This window comes from Kitasatospora sp. NPDC094019, from assembly GCF_044764505.1.
Classification (GTDB): Bacteria; Actinomycetota; Actinomycetes; order Streptomycetales; family Streptomycetaceae; genus Kitasatospora.
In genome coordinates this window covers 1-4,298 of sequence record NZ_JBIWIF010000034.1, presented here as the reverse complement: position 1 = coordinate 4,298, position 4,298 = coordinate 1, and the positions used below count along the sequence as shown (strand labels likewise).

General features: G+C 67.5%; 6 protein-coding genes. 2 read left to right on the top strand and 4 right to left on the bottom strand.

Annotation, left to right across the window (positions count from 1 at the left end; genetic code table 11):
- Nucleotides 1-378: 378 nt before the first annotated feature.
- The 3 genes from ACIQ9P_RS38010 to ACIQ9P_RS38000 are packed head-to-tail and all read right to left on the bottom strand — an operon-like array spanning nt 379 to nt 1,231.
- Nucleotides 379-636: a hypothetical protein gene (locus ACIQ9P_RS38010; protein WP_402366740.1), complete on the bottom strand. Its 258-nt coding sequence runs from the start codon at nt 634-636 to the stop codon at nt 379-381.
- The gene (locus ACIQ9P_RS38005) at nt 633-869 is read right to left on the bottom strand and encodes a hypothetical protein (RefSeq protein WP_402366737.1); all 237 of its coding nucleotides are present in this window, start codon (nt 867-869) and stop codon (nt 633-635) included. Before ACIQ9P_RS38005 ends, ACIQ9P_RS38010 begins: the two co-directional genes overlap by 4 nt.
- Nucleotides 866-1,231 (bottom strand): ATP-binding protein, encoded by a 366-nt coding sequence (locus ACIQ9P_RS38000; protein WP_402366735.1) that lies wholly within the window; start codon nt 1,229-1,231, stop codon nt 866-868. Before ACIQ9P_RS38000 ends, ACIQ9P_RS38005 begins: the two co-directional genes overlap by 4 nt.
- A 303-nt stretch (nt 1,232-1,534) precedes the next feature.
- Between ACIQ9P_RS38000 and ACIQ9P_RS37995 the strand changes: the two genes are divergently transcribed.
- On the top strand, nt 1,535-2,383 hold the full coding sequence (locus tag ACIQ9P_RS37995) for a helix-turn-helix domain-containing protein (protein WP_402366732.1): 849 nt from the start codon (nt 1,535-1,537) through the stop codon (nt 2,381-2,383).
- Between the two features lie 10 nt (nt 2,384-2,393).
- Nucleotides 2,394-2,603 (top strand): DUF397 domain-containing protein, encoded by a 210-nt coding sequence (locus ACIQ9P_RS37990; RefSeq protein WP_402366729.1) that lies wholly within the window; start codon nt 2,394-2,396, stop codon nt 2,601-2,603.
- 618 nt (nt 2,604-3,221) lie between these two features.
- Here the strand turns inward: ACIQ9P_RS37990 and ACIQ9P_RS37985 are convergent.
- A complete protein-coding gene (locus ACIQ9P_RS37985) occupies nt 3,222-4,154 on the bottom strand; it encodes a 5'-3' exonuclease H3TH domain-containing protein (RefSeq protein ID WP_402366726.1) in 933 nt (310 codons plus the stop codon).
- Between the last annotated feature and the right edge of the window lie 144 nt (nt 4,155-4,298).

The following is a 4,298-nucleotide window of genomic DNA, read 5'->3' as shown; positions in this document are numbered from 1 at the left end:
CTTGCCGCTGGCGCTTAATCCGGTAGCGAGCCCAGGGCGGAGTAGGAAGTCGGCCGATCCGACTTCCTACTCCGTAGTCACCGCGGCCACCCGACACTTCGGAGTTGTGGGGGTCTATGGCTCTCCTCTTGGTGGCTCCTTGCGTACACGCAAGGAGCCACCGCACACGACAGACCGGGCCCTCGGTGCCCGGCCGGACGGGTGTTGGGACGATCTTTCGAGTATCAACGTACGTTTTTCTGGGGGTGGCCTCGCTCGATCCGAGCGAGGCCACCCCCAATTCCCGGGCCTCCTACGGCGATGCGGTGGCGAGCCTCGAAGCCCACCAACGGGAGAGGAGTGGGAAGTCGGCCGGGCCGACTTCCCACTCCGAGACACTCAACGAGGTATGCGGCGGCGGCCCCGGGACTTCTGGTGGTCGAGATTGGTTTCGGGGCTGAAGTGGCTGGCCTGGCAGGCGATCCAGGTGTAGTCGGGGGTGCCGTCGGGGAGGGTCCTGAGCTCCCAGTGGCCGTGCCGAGTGATGGGCGGAGGCGGCGGGCCGATCTTCAGGGCGGTGATGACACCGGTGATGACGGTGGCGATCGCGAGAGCGAGGAGAGCGGCGAAGGCGACGCCGACGAGGAAGCTGCTCACTTCCGGTCCGTCTCGCGGAGCAGGTCGAGAAGGTTGAGGAGGGTCGAGACCGGGGCGTGGCCGAAGTTGACGAGCATGCGGCCGTCGATGGTGGTCCCGTCGACGACGGCGGAGCCCCACAGGATGCCGAACGGACGTCCGGCTTCGTGCAGTTCGCGCAGGAGAACGGTGACCTCGGGCTCGGTGCAGGTGCGGAGGATCGGGTCGTGGGGTGTGAGAGGTTCGCGGTTCACGCGGCGGCGTCCAGCTCGAACCAGGTGGCCTTGCCGCTCTTGTGGGTGTCGGCCCCGAAGCGGTGGGTGAGGGCGCGGACGAGATGGAGTCCGCGCCCGGACACCTCGTAGGGGTCCTCGCTCACACGCGGTGCGGGCAGGTCGGGGCAGTCGTCGCAGACGGCGACCCGGAGGGTGTGGGCGTGGAGGACGACGATGACACGGGGAGCCGGGCAGCCGGCGTGACGCCAGGCGTTCACGTACAGCTCGTGGAGGGCGAGTTCGGCGTCGTGGATGGTGTCCGGGGGCCAGCCGGAGGTGAGGAGGAGCGCGCGCAGCTCGTTGCGGGCGGCGGACCAGTCGGGCGGGTTGAGGGCACGCATGGCAGACCTCCATGCGGGAGGGAGGGGCGGGGAGAAAACGTCGACGGATGCGTTGACGTGAATGAGGCCAGGCCAGACCTGGCTGCTCTGAGGTGCACACGGGCAGCGGACGTCTACTGCCGCTAGGTGCAAGCGTTACTGACGGACCACCGGGTTCCGACGGAGAGTGACGCTACATCACTCACATCATCCTTGATACGGCAATCGGTAAAGTTCACCCTTCGGTGGTCATGCCCAGCACTGGGTAGACCCGTTCGTCGGGGGCGCGGCAGACTTGGGCTACTCCATACAGGGAAGGGACCAATGCCGCCACGACGAAACCCGACGCGGAGGCAACGGCGCTTCGGCGTCGAGCTGCGAAAGATTCGCGAGTCCGCAGGTCTCAACGCGCAGCAGCTCTCAAGGGCTCTGGGGATCGACCCCACGCAGGTCAGTCAGATGGAGTCAGGGAAAGTCGGCGTCAGTCCGGAGCGTGTCAGATCGCTGGCGGCAGCTTGCAAGTGCTTGAACGACCCGCTTGTCGATGCACTGGCCGATATGGCACAGGAGCGTTCGAAGGGCTGGTGGGAGGAGTATCGGGGAAGCATCCCTGATGGGTTCCTTGAGAACGCCGAGCTGGAGAAGCACTCCATCGAGCTGCTGATTTGGGTCACCACTCACATCCCGGGACCCTGTCAGATCCTCCGGTACACGCTTGAGGTTTTCGGGCGCCTCATTCCGGCGCTCCCGAGGCATGAGATCGACGCCCGTACCGCCTTCCGGGCCCAACGTCGAAACGATCTGCGTCGGGACAGGAAGCCGATCACGGCCTTCATCTACGAGTCCGCGCTGCTGACCAGGTTCGGTGGCGACCGCGTCCTGAAGGAGCAGTTGGAAGCGCTCCTGGAGGACTCGGAGCTGCCGTGGATGACGATCCGAGTCGTCCCATTTGCCACGGAGACGTTTCCTGGGGCGGTCGAAAATCTCACTTATGCAGTCGGCCCGGTTCCTGCTCTCGATACGGTGGAGCTGGAATCCTCGCGCGGATCCATCCTGTTCGACGCTGTCAGTGAGCTGGAAGCCTATCGAGCCATCTTCAACCGTACCGAGCGGGCGGCATTGGGCGAGAAGGAGTCTCGCGACCTGATCCACAAGACTGCCCGAGAACTCTGAGAGGCTGGAAATGCACGGTACTGCATGGCAGAAGTCCACATTCAGTGGATCCGGTAACGACTGTGTGGAAGTTCGCACGATTGACGGCGTGGTGGAGATGCGCGAGTCGGATGTCGGCGAAGTGATCGTCCGGATAACGCGGCAGAAGTTCGCCGCGTTCCTCCAGGGTGTCAAGGTTGGCGAGTTCGATCGCCACGCCGGGGTGTGTGAGGCCAGCTGATGGATGGCCGGCTGCCCTCGCGCAATTGCGCGAGGGCAGCCGGCCATTAGCGGATCAGGGCTGATACCTGGGGTATGTCGTCAGGCGCCGTTGAGGAGTCGGAGACGGCTGAAGGCGTGGTTGATCGGGGAGTGCGTCGCCCTGGGGACGGTCGGCGAGAAGGTGGGGCCGAGTAGGAAGTTGGCCGATCCGACTTTCTACTCCGTGGCCAGCACGTCCCCGTCCGACACTTCCGAGTACCGACCTGCCCTTCTCGGCGGTGGCCTCGCTCGGATCGAGCGAGGCCACCCCCGATTCCCGTGCCTGCTACGGCGATGCGGTAGCAGGCTTCGGAGCCCACTCCGAGGCGCTCAATGAGGTGCGCGGGGGCAATGGCCCGATTTTCAGGGCGAGTCGGGGGCGGCGGTCCGCTGCGCTTCGTCGAGTGCGGCCCCGGCCTCACGGGCCGCCTGTTCGAAGGCGTCCGGCATCTGTGTGCCCCGGTTCCGGAGTGTGACGGACCGGCAGGTGGCTCGCCGGTCCGCCGTGATCGTTTCGGACCGGTGTGCGCGGGCGGCCGGACGGGTCGGCCTCCCGGGTGGGCAGGAGTTCACGGGCCCTCCGGGAGGCGGTGGGTGTTCAGCGGGTGGCGAGGGTCTCCAGGACGCGGTCCAGGGAGGTGCCGAGGCCCCAGCGGGCGGCGAGTGCCTCCAGGGTCATCGGGTCGAGGGGCTCGGTCGGCAGGGCCGGGTCGAAGTCGGGCAGCGGGGCGTCGGTGGCGACCCGGACCACGGTCGGTGCCACGTCCAGGTAGGGCGCGGCCTCCAGGATGTTGCGGCGCCGGGCCGGGGTCAGCGCGGAGCCGATGTCCTGGGCGGCGGCGCGGATGCCGGCGAGGTCGCCGTACTCGTGGATCAGCTGGGCCGCCGTCTTCTCGCCGATGCCCTTGACGCCGGGCAGGCCGTCGCTCGGGTCGCCGCGCAGGGCGGCCAGGTCGGCGTACTGGGATCCGCCCACGCCGTACTTCTCGCGGAGCAGCGCGTCGTTGGTGACCTGGAGGTTGCCCATCCCCTTGACGGGGTACAGCACGGTGATCTCCCGGGCGTCGTCCACCAGTTGGAACAGGTCGCGGTCGCCGGTGACGATCTGCACCGGTCCGGTGGCGCGCGCGGTCAGGGTGCCGATCACGTCGTCCGCCTCGTAGTCGGCGGAGCCGATCCGGGCGATGCCGAGCGCGTCCAGCACCTGCTCGATCACCGGGACCTGCGGGGCGAGGGTGTCCGGCACCTCCTCCGCGCCGTCCTCGGCGGCCTCGGCGACCCGGTGGGTCTTGTAGGAGGGGATGAGGTCCACCCGCCACTGCGGCCGCCAGGCGGCGTCCATGCAGGCGACCAGCTGGTCGGGCCGGTGGTCGTGGACCAGCCGGGCGATGAAGTCCAGCAGGCCCCGGACGGCGTTGACCGGCTCACCCTGCGGCGAGCGCAGGGTGTCCGGTACACCGAAGTAGGCGCGGAAGTACAGGCTGGCGGAGTCGAGCAGCATCAGACGGGGTGCGGTCACGCCTCCGATCATGCCGTACCGGGCGGACAGCGGCGGCCCACCGGCAACACGGGTCAGAACAGCTAGGGGCTGTTCAGGGTTCGGATCTTGTGGTGGCTCGGTTGTGGGCTGGTGTGTCTGGTAGAACTCGGGATCGTGGCGCGTTTTGACGTGACG